At 57.8% G+C, this 26,902-nt stretch carries 25 protein-coding genes; 20 read left to right on the top strand and 5 right to left on the bottom strand.

Going from position 1 to position 26,902, the window contains the following annotated elements; translation table 11 throughout:
* Positions 1-35: 35 nt before the first annotated feature.
* Positions 36-1,754: an AraC family transcriptional regulator gene (locus B0G52_RS27830; RefSeq protein ID WP_094049439.1), complete on the bottom strand. Its 1,719-nt coding sequence runs from the start codon at positions 1,752-1,754 to the stop codon at positions 36-38.
* A 92-nt stretch (positions 1,755-1,846) separates the two neighbouring features.
* Positions 1,847-2,443: a GbsR/MarR family transcriptional regulator gene (locus B0G52_RS27825; protein ID WP_094049437.1), complete on the bottom strand. Its 597-nt coding sequence runs from the start codon at positions 2,441-2,443 to the stop codon at positions 1,847-1,849.
* Between the two features lie 207 nt (positions 2,444-2,650).
* On the opposite strand from B0G52_RS27825, the gene B0G52_RS27820 reads away from it, so the two are divergent.
* The 9 genes from B0G52_RS27820 (at position 2,651) to B0G52_RS27780 (ending at position 11,126) form a co-directional block, all read left to right on the top strand.
* A complete protein-coding gene (locus B0G52_RS27820) occupies positions 2,651-3,532 on the top strand; it encodes a carbohydrate ABC transporter permease (protein WP_094049435.1) in 882 nt (293 codons plus the stop codon).
* 26 nt (positions 3,533-3,558) lie between these two features.
* Complete coding sequence (locus B0G52_RS27815; RefSeq protein WP_094049433.1) at positions 3,559-4,401, top strand: carbohydrate ABC transporter permease; 843 nt, start codon at positions 3,559-3,561, stop codon at positions 4,399-4,401.
* Between the two features lie 38 nt (positions 4,402-4,439).
* Positions 4,440-5,816, top strand: a complete 1,377-nt coding sequence (locus B0G52_RS27810) for an extracellular solute-binding protein (protein ID WP_094049431.1) — start codon at positions 4,440-4,442, stop codon at positions 5,814-5,816.
* A gap of 10 nt (positions 5,817-5,826) precedes the next feature.
* On the top strand, positions 5,827-6,606 hold the full coding sequence (locus B0G52_RS27805; protein ID WP_094049429.1) for an HAD family hydrolase: 780 nt from the start codon (positions 5,827-5,829) through the stop codon (positions 6,604-6,606).
* A 21-nt stretch (positions 6,607-6,627) separates the two neighbouring features.
* Entirely contained in the window at positions 6,628-6,951 is a 324-nt protein-coding gene (locus B0G52_RS27800) for a DMT family transporter (protein WP_094049427.1), read from the top strand.
* Positions 6,952-7,020: 69 nt separating this feature from the next.
* Positions 7,021-7,893 carry a metallophosphoesterase family protein gene (locus tag B0G52_RS27795; RefSeq protein ID WP_094049425.1) on the top strand — a complete coding sequence of 291 codons (873 nt, stop codon included), beginning with the start codon at positions 7,021-7,023 and terminating at the stop codon, positions 7,891-7,893.
* A 203-nt stretch (positions 7,894-8,096) separates the two neighbouring features.
* Positions 8,097-9,242: a helix-turn-helix domain-containing protein gene (locus tag B0G52_RS27790; RefSeq protein ID WP_094049423.1), complete on the top strand. Its 1,146-nt coding sequence runs from the start codon at positions 8,097-8,099 to the stop codon at positions 9,240-9,242.
* 85 nt (positions 9,243-9,327) lie between these two features.
* A complete protein-coding gene (locus B0G52_RS27785; protein ID WP_094049421.1) occupies positions 9,328-10,374 on the top strand; it encodes an ABC transporter substrate-binding protein in 1,047 nt (348 codons plus the stop codon).
* A complete protein-coding gene (locus B0G52_RS27780) occupies positions 10,371-11,126 on the top strand; it encodes a nitroreductase family protein (protein ID WP_233163131.1) in 756 nt (251 codons plus the stop codon). The genes B0G52_RS27785 and B0G52_RS27780 overlap by 4 nt, the downstream gene beginning before the upstream one ends.
* A gap of 1,106 nt (positions 11,127-12,232) precedes the next feature.
* On the opposite strand, the gene B0G52_RS27775 is transcribed toward B0G52_RS27780, so the two are convergent.
* Together B0G52_RS27775 and B0G52_RS27770 are read right to left on the bottom strand one after the other, a co-directional pair.
* Entirely contained in the window at positions 12,233-12,427 is a 195-nt protein-coding gene (locus B0G52_RS27775; RefSeq protein WP_094049419.1) for a hypothetical protein, read from the bottom strand.
* Between the two features lie 59 nt (positions 12,428-12,486).
* The gene (locus tag B0G52_RS27770) at positions 12,487-13,281 is read right to left on the bottom strand and encodes a hypothetical protein (protein ID WP_094049417.1); all 795 of its coding nucleotides are present in this window, start codon (positions 13,279-13,281) and stop codon (positions 12,487-12,489) included.
* Between the two features lie 1,629 nt (positions 13,282-14,910).
* Between B0G52_RS27770 and B0G52_RS27765 the strand changes: the two genes are divergently transcribed.
* The 7 genes from B0G52_RS27765 to B0G52_RS27735 all read left to right on the top strand — a co-directional run bounded on the left by B0G52_RS27765 (position 14,911) and on the right by B0G52_RS27735 (position 23,284).
* On the top strand, positions 14,911-15,474 hold the full coding sequence (locus B0G52_RS27765) for an MEKHLA domain-containing protein (RefSeq protein WP_094049415.1): 564 nt from the start codon (positions 14,911-14,913) through the stop codon (positions 15,472-15,474).
* A gap of 24 nt (positions 15,475-15,498) precedes the next feature.
* A complete protein-coding gene (locus tag B0G52_RS27760) occupies positions 15,499-17,277 on the top strand; it encodes a sensor histidine kinase (RefSeq protein WP_094049414.1) in 1,779 nt (592 codons plus the stop codon).
* The gene (locus B0G52_RS27755; protein ID WP_158223901.1) at positions 17,270-18,355 is read left to right on the top strand and encodes a response regulator transcription factor; all 1,086 of its coding nucleotides are present in this window, start codon (positions 17,270-17,272) and stop codon (positions 18,353-18,355) included. The genes B0G52_RS27760 and B0G52_RS27755 overlap by 8 nt, the downstream gene beginning before the upstream one ends.
* 91 nt (positions 18,356-18,446) lie before the next feature.
* Positions 18,447-19,781, top strand: coding sequence for an ABC transporter substrate-binding protein (locus tag B0G52_RS27750; RefSeq protein ID WP_094049410.1), 1,335 nt, complete (start codon positions 18,447-18,449; stop codon positions 19,779-19,781).
* 17 nt (positions 19,782-19,798) lie between these two features.
* Positions 19,799-20,686, top strand: coding sequence for a carbohydrate ABC transporter permease (locus B0G52_RS27745; protein ID WP_094049408.1), 888 nt, complete (start codon positions 19,799-19,801; stop codon positions 20,684-20,686).
* Positions 20,683-21,525, top strand: coding sequence for a carbohydrate ABC transporter permease (locus B0G52_RS27740; RefSeq protein ID WP_094049406.1), 843 nt, complete (start codon positions 20,683-20,685; stop codon positions 21,523-21,525). The genes B0G52_RS27745 and B0G52_RS27740 overlap by 4 nt, the downstream gene beginning before the upstream one ends.
* Positions 21,526-21,565: 40 nt before the next feature.
* A complete protein-coding gene (locus B0G52_RS27735) occupies positions 21,566-23,284 on the top strand; it encodes a glycoside hydrolase family 5 protein (protein WP_094049404.1) in 1,719 nt (572 codons plus the stop codon).
* Between the two features lie 111 nt (positions 23,285-23,395).
* On the opposite strand, the gene B0G52_RS27730 is transcribed toward B0G52_RS27735, so the two are convergent.
* Positions 23,396-24,169 carry a C40 family peptidase gene (locus B0G52_RS27730; RefSeq protein ID WP_094049402.1) on the bottom strand — a complete coding sequence of 258 codons (774 nt, stop codon included), beginning with the start codon at positions 24,167-24,169 and terminating at the stop codon, positions 23,396-23,398.
* Between the two features lie 422 nt (positions 24,170-24,591).
* Here B0G52_RS27730 and B0G52_RS27725 point away from each other — a divergent pair, with 422 nt between their 5' ends.
* Genes B0G52_RS27725 through B0G52_RS27710 form a run of 4 tightly spaced genes read left to right on the top strand, consistent with a single transcriptional unit; the run spans position 24,592 to position 26,804 of the window.
* Entirely contained in the window at positions 24,592-24,891 is a 300-nt protein-coding gene (locus B0G52_RS27725) for a LiaF transmembrane domain-containing protein (protein WP_094049400.1), read from the top strand.
* Positions 24,892-24,945: 54 nt separating this feature from the next.
* Positions 24,946-25,611, top strand: a complete 666-nt coding sequence (locus tag B0G52_RS27720) for a PspA/IM30 family protein (protein ID WP_094049398.1) — start codon at positions 24,946-24,948, stop codon at positions 25,609-25,611.
* Between the two features lie 7 nt (positions 25,612-25,618).
* On the top strand, positions 25,619-26,116 hold the full coding sequence (locus B0G52_RS27715; protein ID WP_094049396.1) for a PspC domain-containing protein: 498 nt from the start codon (positions 25,619-25,621) through the stop codon (positions 26,114-26,116).
* Positions 26,117-26,120: 4 nt separating this feature from the next.
* Positions 26,121-26,804, top strand: coding sequence for a PspA/IM30 family protein (locus tag B0G52_RS27710; RefSeq protein WP_094049394.1), 684 nt, complete (start codon positions 26,121-26,123; stop codon positions 26,802-26,804).
* Positions 26,805-26,902 lie beyond the last annotated feature (98 nt).

Raw genomic sequence — 26,902 nt, 5'->3', positions numbered from 1 at the left:
GCGAGGAGATGGAACAATGTCGGATTCGGACGCGGCTACTGTCCGATTCGGCCAAAGCCGCGTTTCGCGCAGTCCAGCAGCCGCTCGGTCATGCGGATGATCTGCCGCTCCATCGACAGCGCATCGGGATAATAGAGCAGACCGAAATCCAGCTCGATCAGACGGCCGCCGCTTACGGCGGGCAGGCTGCGCCAGACTTCATGGACGGACAGGTCGTCCATACCCGGATAAGAGGAGCGGATCAGGAAGTCTCCGGCTACCGCGGGCAGATTTTCAAGAGCAACGACCATGTTGCTGCCCTTTCCGGTATAGTCGATCCGGCTCTGAATGAAGGCCGGAGCCTTCAGGCCAAGAAAATGATAGAGAGCTTGCGAGCCGCGTCCGCTCCATTTGCTGCACACGACAGCCATTCCCTTGAGGCCGCCTTCGACGATCGTGACGGTGCAGTCCAGCAGTCCGGCCTGCCGCAGTTGCTCCTTGCAGCGCGCGGCCAGCTTCGACAGGCGATCCGTCTTGGACCAGACGTCGAGGCTGCGGCCCAGGCTCGCGTTCACCATCGCCAGCTGTTCGGCCGGATCGTGGAACGCGTCGATGCAGACGGTTGGCGCGATGTGCTTGACCAGCTTCCACGTTTGTTCGGAGGGAACGATGATCAGATCGGGTTCAAGCGCCTCTATCGCCTCCAGATCGGGGGCGTACCAAGGGCCGACTTGGGGGATGCCGGCCGCGTCCGCCTCGAAGCTGGCCCCCGAATACAGATCCGAGATGCCGACCGGCACGACTCCGCAAGCCAGCACGTCCCCGATCAGGTAGAGAACGACGACGCGCTCCGCGCGCAACGGCACCCGGACGCTGCCCGTCGACGTTTGCACGCTTCTTGCGGCCGCGGCGAGCGCGCGTCCGCCCTGTGAGAGAGCCTCGGGGGACGCATTCCGGAGGCGGTGCAGGTCGCGGTAGCCGATGGGCGGCGTTCCGGTCTGCTTCTTGAACATTTTGGCGAAGGCGTAGCTGTCGGTGTAGCCGACGCTTTCGGCGATTTCCTGCAGGCTTGCGTCGGTGGCGGCCAGCAGCCGTTTGGCCTTCTTCATGCGCAGATGAATGACGTAATCGATCGGGCTGACGCCCATCCGCTCCTTGAACTGGCGGCTCAGGTGCCGCGGGCTGCCGTCGACCAATCCGGCTAACTGCTCGAGCGTAATTTCTTCTTCATAGTGGAGATGGATATACTGAAGCGCCTCCGACACGCCGTCTCCGCCGGGCTCGGCGAGCGCGCTGCCGTCGAGCTGGCCGAGCACCAGTTCTACGAATTGATAAAAGTAACCTTTGACGATAGACTGCTGCATCAAAGTGTCTGTCTGCCGATCCGACTGGAGCAGCTTGTCCATCAGGTCCGACATGGCGAGCGGCCGCTCCGGAATGAAGCCGTACGAATCCAGGTAGGCGGCCGGAAGCTCATCGCCGGAAGCGTCGGGACCAAGCCCGTATTCGACGACGCAGCACTTGCATTCCCGGCGCTCGGGGTAGAGGGCCAGCCGGGCGCCCGCTCCCGCGTGCAGCGCGAAGAAGCGCTCCGCCGTGAGACGGTCGCTTCCCAGCTCGATGCCTGCCCGGCCTTGGCAGAGGAAGAGAAAGACGCTGGCAGGCAGCTTGTCGTAAAGCAGCGGCTGATGAGGCTGAACGTAATGCAGCCGGACGCTGCGGATGGTGATGAAGGTATTTTCCCAGAACAATCGATGGTCCCCGCTGCCGAGCACAAGGAAGCCTCCTCATCGTGAGAATTTACGCCTCGACTATAGTGGCTCGCGCGGGGTTTGTCAACTTGCAGCCGCGCGCCCCTCCCGGGATCTCAGTTGGAGGAATCGTCGCGCGAGGCCGACTCCGCGGCCGCTTCAGCGAGTCGCCCGTCGAACAATACTCCCTCCTGAAGCCCATGGACGAAGCGCTGCAGCCATTCGTAGTAACCGGCGGCGTGCTTCAGCTTGTGCAGGTCGTCCAGGCTCAGATTCCGTTCCTCCTCCGGCGTATCCCGCGCCAGAATGCTCTCCGTCAGCTCGGGAAGCGACTCGTCGATCGCCTTGCGCATGACGTCGATCTCCCGCTGCAGCTTCGCGGCGAAGAACGCCTGGAACGCTTTGAAGAAGTCCGTCTCGGCGGCGTACAGATCCTTCCGTTCGTCCTTCTCGTTCAGCTTCGTCACCATTTTCGATTCGATCAGCGAACGAACCGCGTAGCTCATATTGCTTTTGCTCATGTTCATGCGGGTGCGCATTTCCTCGAGCGTCATCGGACGATCCTCGAAAAACATAATGCCGTACAGCTGTCCGAACGAATAATTCACTCCGTACAAGTCCATCGTTTGCGCAATGGCGTCGATCATCTTCAACCGGACTTCTTCCCGCGTCGTCGTCGGTTCCTTCATTTTCCCCGAGGTGGCCTTCTTCATGCCGCAGCTCCCTTCGCCGTTTTCGCCTATCAATCTTCCGGACGGCCGCAAATTTTACATAAACTTTATTTTCGCTTCACGCGGCAATAACCCTTTTCTCTCTGGATGAACGTACAATAATTATTGAACACACGAAGGGATGTTTGTTTTACAGCTCAATTATACCAAATATTCAATCGTTATTGAACGGTAGAAAAGGAGGGAAAGATGAATCGATTTCGTCTTGGCGGAGAGCTCAAAGCGCTGCTGTTCACGCTTCCCGCGATGGTCCCGCTCACGCTGTTCTGGTTTGTTCCGCTCGGTTACGTCGTGTATTTGAGCTTTACGGAGTGGGACTTCATGAGCCCGGACAAGCTGTTCGTCGGCTTGGACAATTACCGCAATCTGCTCGTCGATCCGGCTTTCTATCAAGCTCTGCGCGTAACGGCGCTGTTCTGCCTCGGCAGCGTCGTTCCCGTCATCGTCATCGGGCTGTCGCTCGCCCTGCTGTTCAACGGCCGGATGAGAGCGGGCGCCTTTTACCGCCTGCTGATGTTCTCGCCTTGGGTTACGCCGACCGTCGCCGTATCGATCGTCTGGTCCTGGATCTACGAGCCGGAGGTCGGCCTCGCCAACAGCGTTCTGAGAGGAGTCGGCCTGGAGGGAATTCGCTGGCTGCAAGATCCGCAATGGGCGCTCGTCGGCGTACTGATCGTCACAGTCTGGAAGTCGGCGGGCTGGTGCATGATTTTCTACCTCGTCGCCCTTCGCAACATTCCGTCGGATCTGCTGGAGGCGGCTGAGCTTGACGGCGCCGGCGGCTGGAGGAAGCTTGTCAGCGTGACGCTTCCGCTGATCTCGCCGACGACGTTCTTCCTCGTCATCGTCCAGTTCATTCAGGCGATGCAGGCCTACGACCAGATCAACGTGCTGACGCAGGGAGGACCCGCCGGATCGACGCGAACGCTGCTGTATTTGTACTACCAATCGGCCTTCGACGCCTTCCGGATCGGGGAAGCTTCCTCGGTGGCGATCGCGCTTATCGTCGGCTGCGTTCTGTTGTCCCTCGTCTCGTTCTTCGTCGGACGCCGAACCGTTCATTATTCCTGATTCCGCCTCGAAAGGAGAGAAGCTTTATGCGAGCCGCCAACCGGTTTGCCGCGGTGTTGCGCAATTTGCTGCTCGCGGCGGCCGCGATCGCGATGGCGTTCCCGTTCTATTGGATGGCGACGAGCGCGCTGAAGACGAACGACGAAATCTGGCGGTTTCCGCCGACGCTGTGGCCGCAGGAGGCGTTGTGGAGCAATTTTGCCGATGCCTGGCAGGCCGCGCCGTTCGCGCGGTACATGTTCAACAGCGTATTCGTGGCCGGAACGATCGTCGTGCTGCAAATCCTCAATTCCGGCATGATGGCTTACGCCCTGACCCATATGAGGTTTCGGCTCAAAGGTTTTTTCACGGCGCTTGTGCTCGTCGGCTATATGGTGCCGGCCACGGCCGTCTATTTGCCCGGCTACGTCATTCTCGGCAAGCTGCATCTGCTGAACACGTACGCGGGCCTGATCGTGTCGAACAGCGTGAGCGTATTTTCGATTTTTCTGATCCGGCAAGCGTTCCTGCAGGTTTCCCACGAGCTGGTGGAGGCCGGCAAAGTCGACGGGGCTTCGCATTTGCGGATTTTGTGGACGATTATCGCGCCGCTGACGCGTTCCTCCTTCGCCGTGCTGGCGCTCATCGCTTTTATCGAGCAGTACAACAACTATTTCTGGCCGATGCTGATCACCAAAGATCCGGATCTGCAGCTCGTGTCGGCCGGGCTGAGGAGCTTTTTCGTGGAAGGGGGTGCTTACGGGCTGAAATGGCCGCTCATCATGGCCGCCAGCGCGTTCACGATCGCGCCGCTGCTGGCGCTCTTCCTGGTCGGGCAACGAACGATCATGCGGAGCGTCGATCTGGCCGCGGGCGCAAGCAAGGGGTAGGAGTTATCCATCTATATAAAAAAACGGAGGGAACACACATGTTGATTGGGAAAAAGGGATTTGCCGGTTTGCTGCTGGGCTCGCTGCTGCTGACGACGGCTTGCGGTTCGAACGGAGGAAACGGAGGAAGCGAAGGGGCCGCGACAGGTTCGGAAGGGCAATCTCCTTCGGCAAGCGAGTCGCCCGTCGCCTCTCCGTCGGAGACGCCGGCGCCGCAAGCGCCCGTGACGATCGAGTTCTGGTACGGCCTGGGCGGCAAGCTCGGCGAGAATATGCAAACGCTGATCGACAAGTTCAACGCTTCGCAGCAGGAAGTGATCGTCAAGCCGGTCGTTCAGGCCGATTATTCGGAGACCGGCAAGAAGCTGCAGGCGGCCATCGCATCCGGCGACGTGCCCGCTGCGGTGCTGTCGTCGAACGTGGACTGGGCGCGCAAAGGCTATTACGCTTCGATAGACGATCTGATTGCCGCAAATTCCGATTTTAACGCGGCCGACGTCATTCCGACCTTCCTCGAGCAGGGGAAAGTGGACGGCAAGCAATATTTCCTGCCGATGTACGGAACGACGCAGGTGATGTATTACAGCAAGGAAGCGCTGGAGAAAAACGGCATCAAAGCCGAGAACCTGACCACCTGGGAGGCGCTGGGCGAGGCCGCGGCCAAGATGACCGTCAAATCCGGCGGCAAAACGACGTTCTACGGCTGGGAGCCGATGTGGGGCGCCGACAATATGATCGACGCCACGCTGAGCAAGGGCGGGAGCATTCTAAGCGAGGACGGCAAGACGGTGACGATCGATTCGGCGGAATGGATCGACACGTGGGAGCAGTTCCGCAAGTGGATCCACGAGGACCAAATCATGCGCATCCATTACGGCGGTCAAGGCTGGGAGTATTGGTACAAGACGATTGACGATGTCATGAAGGGCAATGCGGCCGGCTACACCGGATCGAGCGGCGACCAGGGCGATCTTGATTTCACGAAGCTGGCCGCGATGGAGCAGCCCGGCTGGGAAGGCGTCGGCGAGGGCAAGCCGGTCGCCAGCGCGATCCAGGCCGGCATCCCGGCGAAAGCGAGCCCCGAGCAGCAGCAGGCCGCCTTCAAATGGTTCAGCTTCTTCATGAGCCCGGAGAACACCGCCTTCTGGTCGATGAACACCGGCTATATCGCGGTTCGGCAGTCCGCGCTCGACGATCCGGCGTTCGTCGAGTACAGCGCCGCCAATCCGCAAAGCACGATTCCGCTCAAGCAGGCGGCGCACGCTTCGGAGCCGTTCCAGGACCCGACCGGCGGCAAAATCAACGACGCGCTCAAGATCGCCGCGGACAAAGTGCAGATCAGCAACGTGCCGGCGGCCGAGGCGCTGAAGGAAGCGAAGGCGACGGCGCAGCGCGAGCTCGACAAGCTGAAGTAGGAGGACGGACATGGCGGATCTGATTGCGGGCGGCGTTCGCTACCCGATACGGGCGATCCTGTTCGACAAGGACGGAACGCTGCTCGATTTCATATACACTTGGGGGCGCTGGAGCGAGTGGATGCTCGCCCGGTTTTCCTTCGGGCTTCGGGAGCGGGGACTGCCTCCGCTTCCGGAGGAAGCCTGCTCCTGGTTGGGCGCGCTGGCCGGCGCGGACGGACGGATCGCCGATTACGACCGGAGCGGTCCGCTCGCCATGGGGACGGTCGGCGACCTGCAGACGATATTGACCTGGCACGGATACCGTCTGGGACTGAGCTGGGCGGAGGCGAAGGTGCTGGCCGACGAATGCCGCCGCGACGCCGACGCCGATCTGGAGCGGACCCGTCCGGTAACGGCGCTGCCGCACGCGCTCGATTTCGTGCGGCGCTGCCGCGAGGCGGGGCTGTCCTTGGCCGTCGTGACGGCGGACGAGACGGCTTCCGCCGTCCGGCAGCTGGAATGGCTCGGCATTCTCGACTGCTTCGCCGCCTGCGTCGGAACCGATCGGGTGGAACGGGGCAAGCCGTATGCCGATATGGTGGAGCTGGCTTGCCGCGAGCTCGGCGTGTCGTGTGCGGAAGTGGCCGTGATCGGAGACACGAACGGGGATATGCGAATGGCCAAGACGGCGGGCGCCGCCGTCGCGATCGGAATCGCCGAGCCGGGAAGCTCTGCCTCGGCGCGGCTTGCCGACGCGGATGCGGTCGTCTTCTCCTATCGGGAGCTGGCCGTAGAGGAAGAGGAGTAGGAGTAGGGAGGGAGAATAAAGATGGGATGGCTGTTTCTTGGATTGGCGATCGTCATGGAGCTGTTGGGCACCGTATCCATGAAGCTGTCGGAGAGCTTTACCCGAACCGTCCCTTCCGTGATGCTGTTCGTCTTCTACGGCGTCAGCTTCACGGCTCTCAACTTCGCGCTCGGCTACATGGAGGTCAGCGTCGTCTACGCGATTTGGTCGGGAGTCGGGATCGTGCTGATCGCGCTGGCGGGCTTCGTCGTTTTCGGAGAGCGGCTGTCTCCCGCCTCGATCGGATGGATCGCTGTCATCGTCATCGGGGTCGTCGGTTTGAGCACGAGTCACAGAGGGCATTAGGGAGCAGCGGGCATTACGGAGGAATAGAAGTGTTAATTGAAATATTTTCGACAGGAGGCTCGGAGGATAATGGAAGCAATCGGGCATGAAGGGAACGGCGAACGGCCGCTGCTGTCTTTCCAGGTGATCACGGATACGCACGTAACCGCCGATCCGCAGCATGTGCACAACCGGAATCTGGAACGCGCGCTTCGGGACATCGCCGAGAACGCGGCGGACAGCTGCGGGATTATGCACGTCGGCGACGTAACCGACCACGGTTTTCCGGAAGAGTACGAGGAGCTGAAGCGGATTTGGCGGCAGTACGGAGACCGGCTGCCGGACGCGAGGTTCGCGACGGGGAATCACGATATCGCGCTGGGGAAGTGGGATGCGCGACTGGGACGTTTTCTGGAAGCTACCCGCATGGCGGGGCCGTATCACGATCACCGGATAGAGGGGCATCTGTTTCTTTTTCTGGGCACGGAGAAGGGGCTTGAACTGTATTGCTCGCTGTCGGAGGAACAGCTTAAGTGGCTGGACGCCAAGCTGGGCGAGGAGACCGGCACGGGACGGCCGGCGTTTGTCTTCCTGCATCAGCCGCTGAAAGATACGGTCGCCGGCTCCCGGGAATCGCAAGGCTGGCACGGCGTGGAGCAGGACGAGGAGCTGCGGGGAGTGCTGGCGAGGCACCCTCATGCGATCTTATTCACGGGCCACACCCATTGGGAATTGGGAACTCCCTACGCTTTCTACAACGGCGAAAGTCGGCTCCCAGCGATGTTCAACGCTGCTTCGGTCGGTTACTTGTGGACGGACGACGACGAGCATAAGGACGGCAGCCAAGGCTATTACGTGGAAGTCTATCCGGATCGCGTGCAGGTGCGGGGCAGGGATTTCGAACAGGGGACGTGGATCGAAGGAGTCCTCTTCGAGGTCCGTCCGGGCAAAAGGAGAGGCTGAGCAGACGCAGGATGCAAGATGCAGGATGGAGGACGCAGGATGTGCAGGATGCAAGGTGCAGGTTCCAGGACGCAGGATGTGCAGGATGGAGCGTTGGAGCAATAGCCGGTTGAAAAGCGGGTCCTATTCCCCTACAATAGGTATTGAGAATTATTCTCAATTACTGGAGGGCGAGAAAGACCCCTCGGGGAGGACTCGGCGGAGTGGGAAAGGAAACGCCGCGGGACAGAATCGATACCGTTATTGCTTATATGAAACGTCATTTGGGAGAGAAGATGACGAGAGATCAGCTGGCCGAGATGGCCGGGCTGACTCCGGAGCATTTTTCTCGTATTTTCAAGAAGCACACCGGGCAATCTCCCGTCGATTATTTAATTAGAATCCGCGTGGAACGCGCAGAGGAACTGCTTCGAAGCACGCCGCTGGCGATCAAGGAAGTCGCCAAGCAGGTCGGCATAGAAGATCCCTATTATTTCAGCCGCGTGTTCAAGAGAGTGACCGGGGCAGCGCCGTCGGACAGTCCGAGAAGGAGCGTGCCGCGCGTGGTGGCCCTGGATTATTACGGCCATCTGCGCGCCTTGGGCGTAGAGCCGGTTGCGATCGACGCGCATGTAGTCGGCATGCAGGGAGAGCTGGCCGACTGGGGGGCCTATACGCAGGATATCGGTCCATCGGTGGAAAAGGGACCGGACCCGGAGCGGCTCAGATCCCATCGGCCCGAGCTGATCGTCTCCCACAGCCACGAGCATGAGTCGGCTTTGGCGGAGCACGGGCGCGTCTATGTCGTAAAGGAAAACGAAGATCCGATATACGGGCAGTTGACGTCGCTTGGGGACGTATTGGGCAGGGAGACGGAAGCCCGGCAGTGGCTGGAAGCTTACGAGCGAAAGCTGGAAGGGCTGCGCGCGGCCGCCAGAGCTTATTTCCGCGAGGAGACTGTCGCGCTGTTGAGGGTTCGCGCGGAGGTGCTCCAAGTGTATGGAAACATGATTATGGGCTATCCGCTGTACAAGTCGCTGCAACTGGCTCCCTCGCGCAAGCTGAGCAAGCAGTTCGTCATCAACGCCAGCTACCATTCCTCCGTGATCGAGCTGGAGGAGCTGCCCCATTACGGCGCGGACCATCTGTTCGTCGTCGTGCAGCCGGACGAAGCGACCCGCTCGCTATGGGAGCGGATTCGAAGCTCCCGCATCTGGGCGGATTATCCCGCCGTTCGGCGGGGGAATGTCTACGAGCTCGACGTTCGGCGCTGGCTGGCGTACGATCCGGTATCCATTCTCAGACAAGCGGAGGAAGTGGCGGAATTGGCGCTTGGCCGGATGGGCGCGACGCACAAAAATCCATCTTGAACGTCATATGACTGCATGGCAGAGGACGGGGAAAGAGGCTATACTTCTTGATGATAATAAGAATCACTATCATTTGGAGGTCAACATGCCCAGTCAACCCAACTTTGCTCGCATCCGCTCTGCAGGAGCGTTCGCGCTTGCCGTTCTGCTGCTCTTCGCGTCGGTGACCGGCTGCAGCCAGTCGCCGTCTGCATCATCTTCCTCGCCGTCCGAGACGGCAAGTCCGTCCGCGTCTTCGTCTCCATCTCCGTCTGCCGCCGAATCCGCTCCTTCAGCGGCAGAAACTCGTCTGTTCACGGACGGTCTTGGCCGCGAGGTGGAAATTCCGGTTCAACCCCAGCGGGTTGTCGTATCGGAGTTTTCCTCCGAGGCGCTCACCGTCGGCGTGAAGCCGATCGGTCTCGGTCCCAACGACCTGAAGAACGCCTTTACCCAAAATCAGTTGACGGGAATCGACGATGTGGGAGATCCGCCGAATGCGGAGAAAATATTGGATCTTAAGCCCGATTTGATCATTTTCTCACAGTATATGCCCGAGATTTACCCGGATGCGATGGCCCAAATCGAGAAGATTGCTCCGGTCGTCTATATTAACTTCGAAGATCCTATCTACGACGTGCTGCCGACCGTGGCGGACGTGTTGGGCAAGGCGGATGCGGCGCAGGAATGGATTCAAGCCTACGAGGCCGAGCGCGCGGCGGCACGGGAGCAGGTAAAGGAGGCGATCGGCGACAAGACGGTGTCGATCTTCCGTATTCAGAAAGGCCGATTGCGTATTTACCTGAGCACCAATTTCGGAGGTTACGCGCTGCGCTCCGCTCTGGAGGCGAAGGCACCTGCAGCGGTGCAGGAGGAGATCGCGAAGGCGAAGTGGGCCAATGCGGTGGAAATCTCGCTGGAGAAGCTGCCGGAATACGCGGGCGACATCATGCTGCTCATCGTGTCGGAGGATAGCGGGGATCAGGAGGAGTACAAGGCGATCCGCGATTCCGCGCTGTGGCAGTCGCTGCCGGCGGTGAAGAACGGCGACGTTCATTTGCTCGATACGCTCAAATATTACAATAGCGACATTGTTACCGTGCGTGAGACGATGAAGGAAATGGCTAACATGCTGGCGGGCAGCACGCCGTGACCGAGACGGGAGCGGCTGACACCGGGGACGATACCGTAACCGGGGGAGGATCGGCGGCAGTCGAGCGTGAAGCCTCGGGCGGCGCAGAAACGGCGGACGGAAGAGACGATGTCGCAACCGAGACGGGACCGGAGGAAGTCGAACGTGAAGCCTCGGGGGTCGAGCGTGATGCCGCGATCGGCGACGGCGCGGTGGGGATCGGCCCACTGGAAGCGACCGTCCGCGGCCGGCGCACCGTTCGCAAGTTCAACGGCAAACCGCTGGACAAGCGGCTGGTGATCGAGCTGTTGGAGGCGGCCTCGTGGGCCCCGTTCCATTCTCGCCAGGAGCCTTGGCGCTTCATTCTGTTCTGCGGGGATGGCCGGAAAAAGTTCGCCGAGGCGATGATGTCCACATTGAACAAGGAAACGAAGGCGGAATGGGGAGAATGGTTCGAGGACCAGTTCTGTCGGCTGATTCCCGCGCATCTGCTCGTCGTCATTCCTGCGGATCCCCGGCAGAAAGCATGGGAGGACGCCTTCTCCGCCGCCTCCGCGCTGATTCAAAATTTTCAACTGCTCGCCTGGGAGAGGCGGATAGGCGTCGTCTGGAAAACGAACGAATACAACTGGGACCCCCGGTTTCATCGCGCCGTAGGTGTGAAGCCGGGGGAGAGAATCGTCGGCACGCTGCATATCGGCTATTTCGATCGCGTTCCCCGAGCGGGGAAGCGTCTACCGATCGACCAGTTGCTGACGTGCTTTGAAGAGTAGGCGAATATTGAAACCATCTCCTCGCACAACGATCTGTTCAGAGATCGGAATCGGGCGTTCCTTACGCCCGGCCGTCATTTCGGCGCCCGTCTTCCCGACGGCGCCCGATAGCAGCGGACGAAGCATTCAGGACGGGAATCCTCCGACCTGGATGCTTTTTTTGAATATCAGTATACAATCACGCCCCTTTTCGGAGAATTCCAAGAGAACTGGCCAGAGCGATTTGGCATGCCCAATGTGAAATGCGGATAGAGATGATCCGGCGGCGGGGCGGGGTTTATCGTTCTCTGCCTCTTTTGTCGCTATCCCGTCCACTCAGCTTTTCTGTGTCGCATTTTGAATAGGAACGTCGTGCCTTTTCCGTTCTTTTGCCGCTAGCCCATCTACTCAGTTTTTTGTGCCAAATTTTGAATAGGTGTGTAGTGCCGTTTCCGTTCTTTTACCGGTATCCCGTCCAGTCAGGTTGGTTGTACGCCTCCTGTCGAATCGGCCGTGACATCTCCTCCATTTGTCTCTATCCCGACAGTTCAGAAATCTGGTTATAGCGTTTAGCGATAAGCTATCCCATTTAATCAGTTGATCATCCTCGCAGCGATGAATTAGCATTCAGCAGCTTGCTGGGTATTCCCATGATTCAGTTTGAGACTATTTTTTGAAAAAGAACGAGATTCTTGAGGATGAGGGGTTGGCTTGGGCCCGTTCGAAAAGAAGCAAATTAGTTTGTTTAAGGGATTGTTGCCGTGAGGCTCGAGTCAGTCTGCCAGACCGGGAACGGCTGCTAGGCTTCATCAAATCAGGATAGATGATGGTGGAAGAATAGATGCAATTCGCGAGCAACTGGACGTGACTCTCAACTGACTCAAAGGGATAGCGGCAAAAGGGGGAAACGGAAGAGGCGGCGGAATGGATCAAAGCTTACGAGGCCGAGCGAGCGGCGGCACGGGAGCAGGTAAAGGAGGCGATCGGCGACAAGACGGTGTCGATCTTCCGTATTCAGAAGACAAGTCGAGGGCGATGTCGTGATCGATACCGGATCGGAGGGGATAAGGCCACAATATAAAAACAAATAACCCTCAAAAAAGGGGCATCCCCTCATTCGACCTTTATTATCTTTTATTACCTCGAGCGAATAATACACCAGTAAGGAAGGAAAGTTGAAGGGAAATTACAATTGCAATCACCATTATGTTGTCTTCGTCAGTAGACGCACCAATTATGTTACCAATTAACACGAATAATAAAATTGTAGAAACTAAAGATCCAACAGTAATGCCCAGCATCTTTGTTAATACATCTTTCATAATTAACCTCCGTCAATTTTAGTTAAGAATAGGGGGAGGATCCCCCTATTCTCTATTATTTAATCCCAATCGAAGTCAATTACATAATCTAAAGTCTCAGTAGTTGTGCTTGGTGTAACAGCAAGACCCACAGGATAAATACTAACCGCAGGAGTTCCAGATATAATTTTATGTCCGTAACGGAATAAAACATTAGAACGCCCAGACGATTTCTCGCTGTATACGTATTGTTGCACCCATCCTTTCATGGCAGCAGCTGTACCGGAAAGATCAAATTTCGCAGCGACACCAACACCTAAATCATGATTGGCTGGAGTTGTTGATGCATCACAATCCCAATATACTTCGAAATTGCACATTTCGCTTGAATGACCTAAAATTGATCCCCCAGATGTCCTTAAGTACCATTCATTAGTAACTGGGTACCCGATAGACATTTTGTCTGTGAGGTTCCAAAAAGGTTCGACGTTCCAATAAAATGTTCCGACGAGTATAAACTTTTTACTTCCGGGGACATCACTAGTTGTTTCAAATGCTGCTCCATTCAGCGTTATATCGTCAGTTGTTAAGGCATAGGGAGAAATTCCTCCACTATTCGTCGGCCCTTCACTTACTAAATTATAACTCTGAGGCTTATTATTACTCAATTTCTTCGCATTCCCGGCTATCAATTCTCTCGAGAATTGGATTGGATACAACTCTACTTCTTCCTCTGTAAGGCCGACCTCGTTGATTACAATCGAGATTTCAGCAGTCGATAACGCTGAGGTCTCTGTGTTCTCTTGTGCTAAAGCCGACGTGCTTACAGCAAAGAGCAGACCAATAACTAAGAACAGTGAAAGTAGTTTTTTCATTAACTATTCCTCCTCGAGAACTTAGTTTTTATGATGAAGCTGGCCAGCTTATCAACATGAGAAAAACCATACTTTATATTCTTTTATTTTGCTTTAATACCATTAAAAGTATTTTATATTAGGAGTCTACCAAATGAAATTCTCTATGTACATAGTGAAATGTATCAAATAGGAAAATTAAACCATAAGTCCCATTCATCATTTGGTGAAACTGCTTTTTTTCACTTATATAACCTAAACAAATCTTAACTTAAAAAGTTGCCATGCATTTTTTCTATCACTTTTTATAATTTGATTAGTTTTATTTGTCGAAAAAAGATTGTTAAATCTTATCTTCCGAACGGACTTCTCGTACAAAACCGGAAATAATTAAGAGTGAATTGGCGAGAATGTTTGCAAGGTAACCAGTCGTTACAATTCTCATCCGTTTCTTCAATTGTTTAAACGTAGGAATAAGCGGACATGCTGACGCAGCTTCTTACGTGTTTGAAGCCAACTCTGTGCAGATGCTCGCATCCCAGTCAAAGAAGAAAAGTACCCGGCTCCGCTCAGGATACGTACGCGACGTGATGCCACGGTGCAATTGCCCACCGATTTCAAGCGCGGAAGTTAATACCGTTTCAAACATGTCCATGTCCGAACCGTCGACCCTCTTCCGGCTTTTTCGGTCTCCCGGTAACAGGAGGGATTCTTCTCGTGCTTCATCTCGGAATGTATCACATGTTCGAACGTACTGTAGAGCAGAAGGACCAACTGCATTACGTAAGCGAATGCTTCGACGCTATGCGGAGAACAAAGGACCAACGAAGTACGGACTTTTCAGAAAGCGGAACCGTCTCTCCGCCTCATGCTGCTCTTTGTATAGCCGCAGTACTTTTGGCATGGGGAAGTTTCTCCCTTATAGGTCGACGGCAGAAGGGAGATGAACAGTAGACGAAACTCGGCAAAGGTCTGCAAGTTGTCTTTGTCTACGACTGCTGCATCTGCGATGTAAATCGGCTTGTGTTGCGGTACTGCTTGAGAGAGCGCCTCCCGAAGCTTGGGAATCGTCTGGCCGTACGATCTAGGATCGGCTAGGATCCGTTTTCTACGGAGCCATAAAACTGTACCTCTTTGACCGTCGCGAGTCCGGACAGAAATTGCTTGAGATCCGGCCGTTGCTCTTTCGAGTAGCCGCGCTTCAGATGCAATACGTCGTCATCTTCAGTGTTGTGGTCATATTGACCCGTCACGGAAGTCGAGATTGTATCCGCACGAACACCCAGCCGCACACCTGTAGCCGGCCCAAGAGCCGGAATCAGTTCTTCTGGTGAAACAAACAATACAAGGCGGAATAAATAGGCGTGACAAATCGCACTTTGATTGAGTGATACTTGCTGGTCTACCGTAGAGAATATATTTCTTCTGTAGGGTAGCGAGTGCTTGTCACCTTCACTTACCAAACGAAGCGGTGTTTTTCTGTTTTCGTCAAGCCAATCATCTATTTTTTGCCTCGACTAGACGTAATTTTAGTTTATGCGGAACCGGACGTAAGGCTTCTTCCGATTTGATCCTAGCTTTCTACCGCGCAAAAGTTGCTATAATAGATAGAGACTAACGCAAAAGAAAGAACGGAGCTGACCGAACGCCATGACTGAACCGATAAATGAACCGACGAATAAAGCGGCGAACAAGCTCACGAATGAGCCGGCGAATAAAGCGGCGAACGGGCTCCTGAATGAGCTCAAGAACGGGCAGGCGAACGAAGTCCCCGCATCCGAAACCCATTCCCGTCTGCTGCTGGACAGCTACCGCCGAGCGACGGGGCGCGATTTGCTTGCGCCCGTGCCTGCCACGGGCGAGGCGGCCGCGGCGCTGTTTCGCGCGCCGTTCGTGCTGCTCTCTCATGGGACGGAGGTCGATCCGGTGCTGAACTATGGCAATGCTGCGGCGCTTAAGCTGTGGGAGATGACGTGGGAGCAGTTCACGCGGACGCCTTCGCGTCTGACCGCCGAGCCGATGGAGAGATCCCAGCGGGAGAAGCTGCTGGCGGACGCCAAGGAAAAAGGCTATTCCGACGGCTACTACGGCATCCGGATTTCCAGCGGCGGCAGCAGGTTCGAAATTCGCAACGTGCTGCTGTGGAGCGTGACGGACGAGCAGGGAAGCTATAGAGGACAAGCCGCCGTTTTCTCGGAGTGGGCCTACGTCTAACGGATACGCGGGAGGGGCGGGAAGATGAGACGAACGAGCTTGCGGCTGCGGCTGATGCTGCTCATGATCGCGCTGACGACGCTGCCGGTCGTGACGGTGACGTGGATCGCGACGAACAATACCCGGGCCTCGGTGGAAAAGGAAATTATCGCCGCCAACAGCTCGCGGATGCTGTGGGCGGACCAGTACTTAGACGAGCTGATCCAGCAGATCGACGTGCTGTTCTATACGCTGCAGATCAACAAAACGCTGATGGACGGCATGAACGAGGTTGACAGCGCCGACGTCGGCGTGCAGTACCGGACGCAGAACTTTATTCAGAACACGCTGACGTCCGCCTATTTCGCCAACTCCCGCAAAATCGACCTGCTGACGCTCTACGTTCACGCCAATAAGAAAGCGTTTTCGGCGAATTATGCCAGCAGCGGCATGGTGTCCGCGGTCGACATCGGCAGCGGCGAATGGAGCCGACTGCTGCGGGAGCCGGTCAATATGTATTTCAAGCAGACGGACAGCGGGATCTCCGCCTATCACGGCATTTATCGGTTCGAGGACCGCAAGCTGCTGGGCGGACTGTCCGTGCGGCTGAACCGGGACGTGTGGGAGGAGGTCGGGCGCATTCTGAAGTCGGAGCCGGAAAGCTCGGTCTTCCTGCTCAACGACGAGGGCGAGCTGCTGTCCGGTTCTACGCAATCCGACATTTCCGGGGAAATATCGGCGCATCTTCGACAGCTTGCGCTATCCGATTCCGAGCTGAGAACGGAGAGCGCCGGCAGCTACTATTACTTCATGAAAAAGGTGGACGACGGCGAGCTGACCGTCGTGAAAGCCGTGCCGCTGGCGACCGTCGCCCGCAGCGCCAACGCGACGATCCGCGCCGGTATCGTGACCGGCGCCTTGTTCGCCGCCGCTTCGATCGCGCTGTCGATTCTCGTCTCGCTGCGGATCAGCCGGCCGATCGTCAGCCTGGCGCGCACGATGAGAAGCGCGCACATCCACAGCTTCGAGCTCAAAGCGCCGCAAAGCCGCGACGAGATCGGTCTGCTGGAGCGCGGCTACAATTCGATGATGCAGCGCATCCGGCAGCTCATCGAAGACGAGTACGAGCGGGAGATCGACTTGAAGAACGCGCAGCTTCAGGCGCTGCAAGCGCAGATCAATCCCCATTTTCTGAACAATACCTTACACCTGATCGGAGGCATGGCGCTGACGAAGGGAGCGCCGGAAATCTACAAGGTAACTCAGGTGATCGGAGAGCTGCTGCGCTACGCGATCGGAACCGAGGGAGACCGCGTGCCGCTGGAAGACGAGCTCAAGCATATGCGCAACTATTTGTTTATTCAGGAGAACCGGTTCAAGGGCCGGTGCACCGTTGAGCTGACCGTCGACGAGGAGGCGCTCGGAACGCCGATACCGAAGTTCACGCTGCAGCCGCTGCTTGAAAACGCGTTCGAGCACGGCCTTCAACGCAAGGAGGGCGCTTGGCGCATCGAGGTGCGAATCGAGCGACGCGCGCGGAGCATCGCCGTGCTGATCCGGGACGAAGGCGTCGGCATGGAGCGCGAGCGGCTGCTGGAGCTGCGCGCCGGGCTGGCGAGCGGAACGAGGAGACGGGCGACGGAGGATCGAACGGCGGACCGCCCGAAGAAGCGCAAGGGAATCGGGCTGCAAAACGTCGACGCGCGGCTGAAGCTGCAGTTCGGAGCAGGCAGCGGGCTCCGGCTGTTCAGCGATGCGGCGAGAGGGACGCTGGTCGCCTTTAAGCTGCCGGTTCGGACGAAGGGGGAGGAGAACGTTGTTTAACGTAGCGATTATAGACGACGAGCCGTGGTCGAGAGAGGTCGTCAAGGCGCTGGCGGAATGGGACGAGCTGGGCTTGCGCGTAGACGGAGAAGCGGAGGACGGCACGGAAGGGCTGAGGCTCATCGAGGAGCGCCGGCCGCACATCGTCATCACGGATATGCGGATGCCCGGTCTGGACGGCGTCGGACTGCTGAAACGGATGAACGAGCAGTTCCCGAAGATGAAGATCATCGTTATGAGCGGATACGACGATTTCGTGTACTTAAAGCAGGCGATTCGCTCGCGGGCGGTGGAATATTTGCTGAAGCCGCTCGATCGCGACGAGCTGAACGCGGCGCTGGCGCTGTGCGCCGAGGAGTTGAGGCGGGCGGAGGGCGCGCCCCCGCGCGAGCCGTTCGCGCTGCCCGATCCGGCGGCGCAGGAGAAGTACGCGGCGATCAGGGAGCGGATGAAAGGCTGCCTGCTGGAGCTGGACAAGGCCGCCGCGCTGGAGACGCTGGAGAAGCTGGGCGAATGGATCGGGAGCTTGAGCGAGTCGCGGCAGGCTTACGTCAAGGCCAGCCATGATTTTCTGTCGCTGCTGGAGGAATTCGCCGCGGAGAACGAATTGGACGTCGCCGGCTTGCGGCCGCGCGCGTCGTCCGGAGAGTCGGCGAGTCCGGACCAGGCGATCGGGGAGCTGCAAGCGATGTACGGGGAGGCGATCGACGAGGTCGAGTCGATCCTGCGCAGGCGCCAGCGTCTGGACGTCACGATGATCCGGGAACATATCGACCGCCACTACAGCGAGCCGGTTTCGTTGGAGACGCTCGCGCAGCGTTTTCACGTCAGTAAGGAGCATTTGAGCAGGGCATTCAAGTCGCAGACGGGAGAAAATTTGTCGGACTACATCGTGCGCAAGCGGATGGAAAAGGCGGGAGAGCTGATCCTCGAAGGGAAGCTGGCGATCAAGCACGCGGCCAGGCTGGCGGGGTACGAGGACCTGGCGTATTTCTACCGGGTGTTCAAAAAGCATTACGGAGTAACGCCCGGCGACTACGCCAAGAAGGATGACGAAGCGAAGCCGCAACATCAATAAAGTGCAATGACGGATGCTAACAGGCTCGAATGATCGGCGTTGGCCGCTCCCCTATACTGAAGGTGATTTCAACTCAAGGGGGTACTCATCCATGAAGAAAGCGCTTTATTTCGGTCTCGTGCTCGTGTTGGTCGCATCGTTCCTGTCGGCGTGCGGCTCGGGCGGCAACAAGGAGACAAGCCCGTCCGCATCGGCGGCGAATTCGCCAAGTTCTTCTGCTTCTCCGTCCGAATCGGCGAAAGCGGATACGCCTCCGCAGAAGGTCGAGCTTAAGGTGTTCATGAGCTTTCCGCGGTTCAAGGATCAGTTCGAGGCGTATTTCGCGCAGTTCAAGGCCAAGGAGCTGGCGGAGAAAAACATCGACGTGACGATCAAGCTGGAGATGCCGAATCCCGATCAGGCGAAGCAGATTTTGCAGACGCGGCTGGCGTCCAACGACGCTCCGGACCTGTTTACGCTGCATGCGATCGCGGATATTCCGACCTACTACAAGGCGGGCTACCTGAGCGATCTGTCCGATCAGCCGTTCGTGCCGAAGGTGTACGAGAGCGTGCGCAACACGGTGACCTACGACGGCAAGGTCGTGGCGCTGCCGCTGGAGAGCTTGAGCTGGGGATATCTGTACAATAAAAAGATTTTCGCCGAGCAGGGCATCGCGCCTCCGCTGACGCTGGACGAGATGCAGGCGGCGATCGACAAGCTGAACGCGGCCAATGTCAAACCGTTCGTACTGGCGTTCCAGGAATCTTGGATTCCGCAGCTGATGATGGCGCTCTCGCTCGGCGGTACGGTGTCGTCGGCCCATCCGGACTGGATCGAGCGGATGAACAAGGGCGAGGCCTCTTACAAGGACGTTGCCAGCGTATTCGATATTATCGACCTGATTATGGCCAACGGAACGAGCAAGCCGTTCGAGGTCGGCGGCGAGGCCGGCTCCGCGGATTTCGCAAGCGGCAAGGGCGCGATGTGGGTGCAGGGGCCGTGGCAGGCGGAGACGATTCTCAAGGTCAACCCGGACATGGAGTTCGGCGTCGCGCCGCTGCCGGTCAGCAACGATCCGGCCGGGGCGATGATCAACCTGGCGACCTCGACGTCGCTGGCGGTATCCCCGACGAGCAAAAACAAGGAAGTCGCGCTCGACCTGCTCAACTACATTCTCGACGACCAGGCCTCCGCTCCGCTGTTCGAGGAACTCAAGTTCAACCCGGTCGCGACGATGCATACGTACGAGACGTTCCCGTGGATTTCCGAAGCGAGCTCCTACGTGGCGCAAGGCAAAGCGTATCTCGACCTGTCGCTGCCGGGCGGCGTGACGGACGAAACCGCGAAGCTGCTGCAAAGCTACTACGCGAAGGACGTCACCAAGGACGAAATAATCGCAACGCTGGATAAAGCATGGGCCAAAGGCGTCCAGGCGCAGCAGTAGCCGGGAGCGACGGGCATATGCGCTTGACGAAAAATGGCAAACAGACGGCCGCGCTGCTGGGCTTCGTTTTTCCCGCGCTGGCTTTCTATGCGGCGTTCATGCTGGCCCCCGCTTTCGGAGGCGCAGCTTACAGCCTGACGAATTGGAACGGGCTGAATCCCGCCTACGGCTGGGTAGGGTTCGCCAACTACGCGGAGGCGCTGACGGACGATCCGGCGTTCTTGCGGTCGCTGGCGTTTACGGCGAAGTTCGTGGCGTTCATGGTCGTGCTGCAAAACGCGATCGCGATCGTGCTCGCCGTCTTCGTGGAGGCGATGGGGCGGAGCAAAGCTTGGTTTCGCACGATCTTTTTTATGCCGAACATGCTGAGCATGATTATCGGCGGGTTTATGTGGCTGTTTATTTTCACGAAGGTGTCGTCCTATCTGGTGGAAAAGGCCGGGATGGCCTTCCTGGACCGGTCCTGGATCGGCGACCCGAGCTATTCGTTCTATGCGATCGTCATCGTGTCTCTGTGGGGCGGCGTCGGGTATTTGATGGTCATCTATATCGCGGCTCTGCAGGGCGTACCGCGATCGCTGAAGGAGGCGGCCGCAATCGACGGGGCGGGGGCTTGGCAGACGTTCCGCCGGATTACGCTGCCGATGATTTATCCCGCGCTGACGATCGGGGTATTCCTGACGCTGAACTCGTCGTTTAAGGCGTTCGACGCCGTGTACGCGTTGACGGGCGGCGGACCGGGACGGGCGACTCAGGTTGTCGCGCTGAATATTTTCGAGGAGGCGTTCGGTTTTACGAACCGGTACGGCTATGCCAGCGCCAAGGCGATGATTCTGTTTCTCATCATCTTCGTCATCACGATCGTGCAGCTTCGGTTTATGAAGACGAGGGAGGTGGAGGCATGAGCCGCCGTTACGGGCTGGCCGGCCGGGCGGGGGCGTCGCTGATCTTCGCGTCGCTGGTCGTCGCCGCCTTGTTCACTTTGTTTCCGATCTATATGGGCGTGCTGAATTCGCTTAAGACGGAAGGCGAGATGCTTACCGACATTTTGGCTTTTCCGTCTAAGCTGCAGTTCGGCAACTTCGCCGACGCGTTCGAGAAAACCGACTATTTGCGCAGTCTGGGCAATACGGTCGTCGTCGCGGCCGTCGGGCTGACGGGCATCATCCTGTTCGCCGCGATGGCCGGCTACAAAATGTCCCGGACGCCGGGCAAGCTGAGCGGATTTCTGTTCGGACTGTTCGTGCTGTCGATGCTCATTCCTTTTCACTCGATCATGATTACGCTCGTGCGGATTTCCAAGGATTTGGCCGTGCAGGGCTCGACGGTGGGGCTCGGCTTTATCTATATCGGCCTGGGCGTGTCGATGGCGATTTTCCTGTATCACGGGTTCGTGAAGTCGATTCCGCGCGAGCTGGACGAGGCGGCCGTCGTGGACGGGTGCGGGGAGCTTCGGCTGTTTTTCGTCGTCGTGTTTCCGCTGCTGCTGCCGGTGACGGCGACGATCGCGATTTTGAATCTGCTGTGGATGTGGAACGACTTCCTGCTTCCTCTGCTGATGCTGACGGACTCGAAGGATTACACGCTGCTGCTGTCAACCAATATGCTGTTCGGCGAGTACAATAACGATTGGGCCGCGATTCTCGCTTCCCTCGTGCTGGCGATGCTGCCGGTCATTGTGCTGTATTTGCTGCTTCAGAAGTATATTTTGAACGGCATTGCGGACGGGGCGATCAAGAGTTAGCTTGGGGTGGTTTCGGGCAGGAGAAGGGAGAGAGACATCGATGTCGGAAAATCAAGCGTCGGCTGCCGGAGAGGTCAGCGGGTTTCTGCGGGCCGACGGACAGCGGTTGGTGAACGGAAACGGACGGGAGGTGCTGCTGCGGGGCGTCGGCTTCGGCAGCTGGCTGCTGCCGGAAGGCTATATGTGGTCGTTCCCGGATCGGGGGGATCGTCCTCGGCGCATCGAGCGGATGATCTCCGAGCTGGTCGGCGAGAAGAAGGCGGCGGAGTTTTGGGCGCTGTATTACGACCGGTATATTGGAGAGGACGACATTCGCCGGATTGCGGAGGAAGGGTTCAACTCCGTTCGGGTGCCGATCAACGCCCGTTTCCTGATGGACGGGGACGGCATGAGCTGGAGAGAGGACCGGCTGGCGCTGCTCGACCGGGTAATCGGCTGGTGCCGCGAATATCGGCTGTACATCATCCTCGACCTGCACGGCGCGCCCGGCGGGCAGACGGGGACGAACATCGACGATTCGGAGTTCGACCGTCCCGACCTGTTTCTGGAGGAGCGGAACGCCGAGCTGACCGTGGAACTGTGGGCGTTGCTGGCGGCGCGTTACAAGGACGAATGGATCGTGGCGGGCTATGATCTGCTGAACGAGCCGCTGCCGGATTGGTTCGCGCAGTACAACGACCGGATCATGCCGCTGTACAAGCGGATCGTTCGCGCGATTCGCGAGGTGGACGAACGTCACATGATCATTCTCGAAGGCGCGCATTGGGCGACCGACTGGTCGATCTTCGACGAGAAGATCGACGACAACGTCATGCTCCAGTTTCATAAGTATTGGAACAACCCGGACACCGAGAGCATTCGCACGTATTTGGAGTACCGGGACAGGTGGAACGCTCCGATCTTCATGGGCGAGGGCGGCGAGAATAACAAGTTGTGGTACGCTGGTGCGTTCCGCTTGTTCGAGGACCATGGCATCTCGTGGAACTTCTGGACGTGGAAGAAGCTGGAGCGGGACAATTCCCCTTGCGAGGTAAAGCGGCCGGAAGGCTGGGACCGGCTCGTAGGATATTTGGAGGGCGGAGAGAAGCCGTCAGCGGAGGAAGCCGAGAAGACGTTGTGGACGTATTTGGACAGCTTGTCGCTCGATCGCTGCGTCTATCATCGCGATGTCGTGGACGCGCTGCTGCGCAGGCCGCCCGTCCGCATCCCGGCGATATTCTACGGCTACGGGGGCGAGGGCGTCGGATACGGCGTGGCGGAGAAGCGGAGCGGGGCGCTCGGCTTTCGCTCCGGCGACGGCACGGATATCCGGTTCGTCGAGAGCGGCGAACGCTCCGCGCCGAACTTCCAGCACGGACGGGGCGAGGACTGGCAGCCGGACGAGTGGCTGTGCGTGCAGCTGATGCCGGGCGACTGGCTGACTTACAACTTCCGAGCGGTTTCGGGGGCCGGGAGTTTGCAAGCGGATCACGGGGCGCTGACGGATAGCCAGGGGACGCCGACTGATGGAAGCAGCGCAGGGTATTCCTTGAAGCTGCGTATGTGCGCAGTCGGAGAGGAAGGGATGCGCGGCCGCGTCGAGGTAGAGGCGGAAGGAGCTGCTGTCGGCTGGATGGAGGCGGGGACGGAATGGGAGGCCGTCGGACTGACGGGGACGATCCAGGTTTCTCCCGGCGACCGTCGTCTCGTACTGAAGGCTGCGGGAGACCGTCCGGTCCGCGTCATGTGGCTGGAGATTAACGGCCTGCCGGACCGTTAACGGAGGAGGACGCACGAACGCAAATAGGGGGCATGTCCGTATCCTCAGTGGATGGGACAAGCCCCCTATTTTTCATAAGCTGATGTTATCATGCAGTTCGCGCGAAAAGGTCTACTGCTTCGCCGCTTTCTCGGTCAGGACGCTGCCGCCGAACAGGAAGCGATGTTCCCACTGGGAACCCGCGAATGATTGAACGTGCACGCCGCCGCTGGCGTTGGAGTAAGTATGCAGAATTTTGCCGTTGCCGAGGTAGAGGGCCACGTGCGTGATCCGCTCGGTCGTCTTGTTGATTCCTTTGTAGGCGGCGGCAGTCGAACCTTTGTAGGTCATGAAGAACATCAGGTCCCCGCGTTTCAGACTGCGCCAATCCGACTTGTCGGTTCCCAGCTTCTTCACGAACGCGCCTTGCTGGCGGGAATCTGGAGGAAGCACGAGATCCGTCTTCTCCTTATAGATCCAACGCACGAAGTCGGAGCAATCGAACGTCTCCGTCGTGCTCCGGTTGGAGCCGAACAAGTACGGGGTTCCGAGATACTTCATGCCTTCTGTGATCACTTTTTCGATCAACGCCGCATTCGAATCCTCGACTTCTCCTTTACCGCCGGTTGATCCGTTATTGTCGTTGCCTCCATTACTGCCGCTGCCGCCGTTTCCGGTTTGGCCGCCTCCATCGACAGCATTCCCCGAATTGCCGCCCGTCGAGCTTCCGCCGTTGCCGCCGCTTCCGCTGCCCGGGTTGGTTCCCGAATTCGTATCTTCATTAGATAGAGTCGGTTTCTTCGTTGGCGACGACGAGCTCGGGGCCGCCGAAGACGTTCCCGGAACGGCGCCGATGCCGCTCGCCAGCAGCGCCGCTGCACACAATGCTGCTACATGCTTCTTCATGAGTCTATCCCCTCCGTAACCAGATAGAAGTAGTTCAAAAAGCCCGCTTTTGATCACGGAGCATCCCGGGGGAGCATAATCGACGTCGAATCTTGAATTCAGCCGGAACTTCCGGTACTCATGTAGGTTCTCCTACACTCCGTTCCTCACATCCTAGCTTCATCCAACCTTCTCGGTGCTGAAAACCGGGCTTTTTGAACATGCTCTGATTTTTAAACGCTACCATAGGTAGAATGGGAGGGGAAACCCACAATTGTTGCCATCAGCGCGACCGCAAGTCCGATAAGGCAAGGTCGCGGGACCGTAACGACCCTCGACCACAGTCTAGGATCAAAAACATACGCGGGTCCGTTATGCATAAACGCGGAGAGGTTTACAATAAGGTCATGAGGTAAACGAGTTACAGAAAAGAGGTGAAGCAAATGAGAAGAGGGAATGGATTGGCTCTCCTGTTGATCGCTCTCGGAGGATTGATCATCCTCAGCAAACTGGGCTTCGGATTGGGATGGTTGTTCGGACTTCTGGTTCCGATTCTGCTGATTCTGCTCGGAGTCGCGGTGTGGAACAACGGAAGCAAGCTGTTGGGCGGAGGTATCGCCGTCGTCGGAGGATTCGTGCTGCTGGGCAAGATGAGCTTCCTGTTCGTCTGGATCGCGGCAATCGGATTGATCGTATTCGGAGTATCGATGCTGGGCCGCAACAATCGAGCAACGAGATTTTAATCTTCCATATAGACGCAGCAACTGCCGCGATCAAGAACGAGGAGGGAAAAGGGAATGACCGTCATGAAAAGGGTGCGCGACATTACGGTGGCCACGTTAAACGATCGACTGGAAAAAGCGGAAGATCCGGTACGCGTCATCGATCAATTTCTCTGGTCGACGCATCAAGAGATTACCCAAAGCGAAGGGCTGCAGCGTCAGTATGCCGCGCATACGGACAGCTTGTATCGGCAGTGGAAAGACGCCGAGCAATGGGCCGACAAGCGCGAGCAGCAAGCCGTTACCGCCTTGAAGGCGGGCGAAGAGAACGTCGCGAAGCTGGCGCTTCAAGATAAAGTCATTCACGAGGAGAGCGCCCAGCGCTACCGTCAGCTCTACGAGCAAAGCCGGAGCGAGCTCAACGATCTGGAGCTGCTGCTTCAGGAGCTGCGCAGCGAATACCGCGCGGTGTACGACCGCCGCCAATTCTACGTAGCGAGAATGGAATCCATTCGCCTTCAGCAAAGACTTAACGCGAGATTTACTCCCGGCGGCGCGGACACGTCCCAGATGTTCCGCAAGATCGACGACCGCCTGACCGATATCGAGCTCGAAACCCGCAGCCTGCGCGATCTGCGCCGGATGGGCCAGGAAACGCTGCTCCACGCGGGAGAGGTCGTGAAAACCACGATCGAGAGAGAACTCGAGGAACTGAAACGCAAACTGCAACAAGGAGGTTAAACCGAACATGCGCAAACTTTACCGTTCCACCCGGGACCGCAAGTTATTCGGGGTGTGCGGAGGATTGGCGGACTTCCTCGGCGTCGACGCGACGCTGCTGCGGATCCTGCTGATCGTCGTAGCCGTCTTCTCCGCGGGTTCCGTCGTCCTTGTCTACATCATCGCAGGATTCGTCATTCCGAGAGAGCCTTACTACGGCGGATTCGGACCGGGTCCTTACGATCCGGGCTATCGGGGGCAGGACCAGCACTACGGTTATAACCACGCCCAAGGCGGCCCGAGCCACAATCCGAACTGGAACCCGAACGCTTCCGGTTACGCCGGTTACTCCGCTTCCGGTACCGCCCGTCCGGGACCGGCCCCGTCGGCTCAGCCGACGTCAAGCCGCCCGTCGCAAGGGCTGGACGCGATGATGGAAGATATCGAGAAGAAGTCTTTGCAAAGAGAGATCGAAGAACTGAAAGCCAGAATATCAAAATTCGAGAAACAATCGAAAGGAGAATAACACAATGGGTGTATTCCAAAGAATTAAAGACTTGACGAAGGCGTCGGTGCATGATCTGCTTGATAAACTTGAGGATCCTATCGTAATGCTGAATCAATATTTGCGCGACATGGAAATCGAAATCCATGACGCCGAGGTAACTGTGGCCAAACAAATGGCCTCCGAGCGCCGCATGAAGCAGCGCCTGGAAGAACTGGTCAGACTCGGCGTCGACCGCGAAGGTCAAGCGGAGCATGCTCTGCGCTCCGGCAACGAGACGCTTGCTCGCAAGCTCCTCGAAGAGAAGGTGCAGTACAGCCAGCAAGCGAACAGCCTGGCCGAGCTTCACGCTCAAGCCAGCGGGCAAGTGTCCGAATTGACGGCGCAGCTTCACGAAATGAAGGAAGAATACTACAAGCTCCGCAACAAGCGCAACGAGCTCGTAGCTCGCTCCCAGATGGCGAAAGCCCGCAAGCAAATGGCTCAAGTCAGCTCGCTGCACACGATCGAGAGCGGAGCGGCTTCCCGCGGCTTCCACCGGATGGAGGAGAAAATCCTGCAGATGGAAGCGGAGGCCGAAGTGGCCAGATTGCCGGGAGTTTCCTTCGGCACTACGCCGAGCCGCATCGATCCGGAGAAGGAATTCCGCGTAGAGCAAGAGCTGGAGGCGCTCAGAAGCCGCGTTCAGCCGAATTTGAACAAAGAGTAAGCGACAAGCATTCTCCCCCGGCGCAAGATGTGCTATGATGTCGGATAGTGATGTCGCGGATACGGCAAGCCATAACGGACAAAGAGCCGTTATGGCTT

The sequence above is a fragment of the Cohnella sp. SGD-V74 genome (genome assembly GCF_003001675.1).
Classification (GTDB): Bacteria; Bacillota; Bacilli; order Paenibacillales; family Paenibacillaceae; genus Cohnella.
This window is presented reverse-complemented; position numbering and strand designations above follow the sequence as displayed.

Coding starts and splice junctions, on each gene's coding strand:
- B0G52_RS27825 (WP_094049437.1), bottom strand. CDS start 2,443: ATGAAGAAGGCCACCTCGGGGAAAATGAAGGAACCGACGACGACGCGG.
- B0G52_RS27820 (WP_094049435.1), top strand. CDS start 2,651: ATGAATCGATTTCGTCTTGGCGGAGAGCTCAAAGCGCTGCTGTTCACG.
- B0G52_RS27815 (WP_094049433.1), top strand. CDS start 3,559: ATGCGAGCCGCCAACCGGTTTGCCGCGGTGTTGCGCAATTTGCTGCTC.
- B0G52_RS27810 (WP_094049431.1), top strand. CDS start 4,440: ATGTTGATTGGGAAAAAGGGATTTGCCGGTTTGCTGCTGGGCTCGCTG.
- B0G52_RS27805 (WP_094049429.1), top strand. CDS start 5,827: ATGGCGGATCTGATTGCGGGCGGCGTTCGCTACCCGATACGGGCGATC.
- B0G52_RS27800 (WP_094049427.1), top strand. CDS start 6,628: ATGGGATGGCTGTTTCTTGGATTGGCGATCGTCATGGAGCTGTTGGGC.
- B0G52_RS27795 (WP_094049425.1), top strand. CDS start 7,021: ATGGAAGCAATCGGGCATGAAGGGAACGGCGAACGGCCGCTGCTGTCT.
- B0G52_RS27785 (WP_094049421.1), top strand. CDS start 9,328: ATGCCCAGTCAACCCAACTTTGCTCGCATCCGCTCTGCAGGAGCGTTC.
- B0G52_RS27775 (WP_094049419.1), bottom strand. CDS start 12,427: ATGAAAGATGTATTAACAAAGATGCTGGGCATTACTGTTGGATCTTTA.
- B0G52_RS27770 (WP_094049417.1), bottom strand. CDS start 13,281: ATGAAAAAACTACTTTCACTGTTCTTAGTTATTGGTCTGCTCTTTGCT.
- B0G52_RS27765 (WP_094049415.1), top strand. CDS start 14,911: ATGACTGAACCGATAAATGAACCGACGAATAAAGCGGCGAACAAGCTC.
- B0G52_RS27760 (WP_094049414.1), top strand. CDS start 15,499: ATGAGACGAACGAGCTTGCGGCTGCGGCTGATGCTGCTCATGATCGCG.
- B0G52_RS27750 (WP_094049410.1), top strand. CDS start 18,447: ATGAAGAAAGCGCTTTATTTCGGTCTCGTGCTCGTGTTGGTCGCATCG.
- B0G52_RS27745 (WP_094049408.1), top strand. CDS start 19,799: ATGCGCTTGACGAAAAATGGCAAACAGACGGCCGCGCTGCTGGGCTTC.
- B0G52_RS27740 (WP_094049406.1), top strand. CDS start 20,683: ATGAGCCGCCGTTACGGGCTGGCCGGCCGGGCGGGGGCGTCGCTGATC.
- B0G52_RS27735 (WP_094049404.1), top strand. CDS start 21,566: ATGTCGGAAAATCAAGCGTCGGCTGCCGGAGAGGTCAGCGGGTTTCTG.
- B0G52_RS27730 (WP_094049402.1), bottom strand. CDS start 24,169: ATGAAGAAGCATGTAGCAGCATTGTGTGCAGCGGCGCTGCTGGCGAGC.
- B0G52_RS27725 (WP_094049400.1), top strand. CDS start 24,592: ATGAGAAGAGGGAATGGATTGGCTCTCCTGTTGATCGCTCTCGGAGGA.
- B0G52_RS27720 (WP_094049398.1), top strand. CDS start 24,946: ATGACCGTCATGAAAAGGGTGCGCGACATTACGGTGGCCACGTTAAAC.
- B0G52_RS27715 (WP_094049396.1), top strand. CDS start 25,619: ATGCGCAAACTTTACCGTTCCACCCGGGACCGCAAGTTATTCGGGGTG.
- B0G52_RS27710 (WP_094049394.1), top strand. CDS start 26,121: ATGGGTGTATTCCAAAGAATTAAAGACTTGACGAAGGCGTCGGTGCAT.